The 1,517-nt window shown below is 62.4% G+C and carries 2 protein-coding genes; both read right to left on the bottom strand.

Going from position 1 to position 1,517, the window contains the following annotated elements; translation table 11 throughout:
• On the bottom strand, nt 1-293 hold a 293-nt coding region (locus tag PKE44_RS17595), incomplete at its 3' end, for a hypothetical protein (protein WP_324553861.1).
• A 48-nt stretch (nt 294-341) separates the two neighbouring features.
• The coding region (locus tag PKE44_RS17590) for an NACHT domain-containing protein (protein WP_324553859.1) at nt 342-1,517 on the bottom strand (1,176 nt) is incomplete at its 5' end.

Genomic DNA, 1,517 nt, shown 5'->3' with positions numbered 1-1,517 from the left:
ACCCGTGCCGTATCGAGCACAGCGGCAGCCGTTGCCACATCGCAACGCAGCGCCCGCAGCAAGGCGCGCGCAAAGAAGAACTCACGAAAGCTCTTGTGTGAAAAACCGTAAAAACCATCGGCCGTGCGTGTCAGGAAGGCGGCCGTTCGTAACTCCAGATCGATGCGCTGCGGGTCGATACCGTCGCGCAACGCATCCGGCAGTTCGTGTACCAGAGCTTCGAGTTTGCGGTAATGAATCCGGTGCTCCGGCAGGCCCCACAGCGTCTGTGCCAGCATTTCCAGTAGCTTCAAACGTTGCTGCGGCGAGGTGCGCAAATTTCCGCCGCTGTTGTCGTTCAGCTACTGGCCAGTGTAACGCAAGTACAGCCCGGCCGGCGTCACTGCTCCCCCGGCCTGCATCAGCGCCGGCAGGGTCTGCACAATCATGTCGAGCAACACCGGCCTTGGCGCCAGGCTTTCCAGATCGTAGGTCCGGCGAATGAAAGCCAGTGCCTCCTGCGATTTTTCCTCGCCCAGATGCCGGCACAGGAATTCCGCAATCTGCGCGTCGTTGAACAGCATCACCTCGTCGATGCTGGCATCGAATTGCCGGGCCAGTTGCCCGAGGGCCGAATCGCTGCTGACCAGATCATCGGCATGGCCACCGGCGACATCCTTGATCTGTTGCTGGTCGCGGAAGAAATGCGTGCGGCAGGTGATCAGCACCCGGTTGCAACGCGCGCCTTCCCCCCCCTGCGCCGTCGGCCGCACCAGTTGCCGGAACTGATCCTCGACGCTGCGCGCCAGCGCCGCCGTGCCCATTTCGTCGAAGGCATCGAGCAGCAGCGTCACCCGCCCGGCCGCGAGCAGATAGAGCAGGATTTCCGGATTGCCGTGCCAGTTGAGTTCCTTGCGCAGATGTTCCTGCAGCAAGGCTTCGAGCGAGATCGCGTTCGGATAGTCCTTCAGATCGATCGCCAGCGGCACCGGCGCATCCGGCTCCTGAATCGCCCGCGTCGCCAGTTCATACGCAAAGCGTTTGAAGAAGGATGACTTGCCGGTGCCGTAATCGCCGAGCACCAGCCACAAGCGCCGCCCGGCACCGTTTGCCCAGGCCTGCGCGTGCTCGATCAGGTCAACGCCGTCTTTCAGCTCCGGCTCGCTTTCCAGCAACACCCGCTGCGCCACGTAATGCCGCGCCAGCGGGCTTTCCTCGAAACGCCGGCGCAAGCGATCAAGATAAGGCCGGAAGTCGAACAGTTGCGCTTCCAGCTCCTGCGGCGTGACGGCGATCAAGCCCTGGGATTTCGCGTAACTCAGGGCATCGCGCGTATAGGAGCGCGCGACATACAAGCCCTCGGCCCGCATCTGCTGAGCCTGCGGACCGTTCAGCCACGAGCGGAATCGCTCCAGTTCCGCTTTCGGAACCGGCTTCTCCCAATCCTTGCATTCGACCAGAAAGCATTCCTGCCGCAGACCGGCCGTCCTGCGGGCAATCAGATCGACCTTGTTGGCATTGTCGAGGTATTGCTCGGG

Origin of the sequence: Plasticicumulans sp. (genome assembly GCF_035331805.1) — a bacterium.
In the GTDB taxonomy this organism is placed as follows: Bacteria; Pseudomonadota; Gammaproteobacteria; order Competibacterales; family Competibacteraceae; genus Plasticicumulans.
Note: the sequence above shows the minus strand (reverse complement) of the source record. Positions and strands in the feature narration are given on the sequence as shown.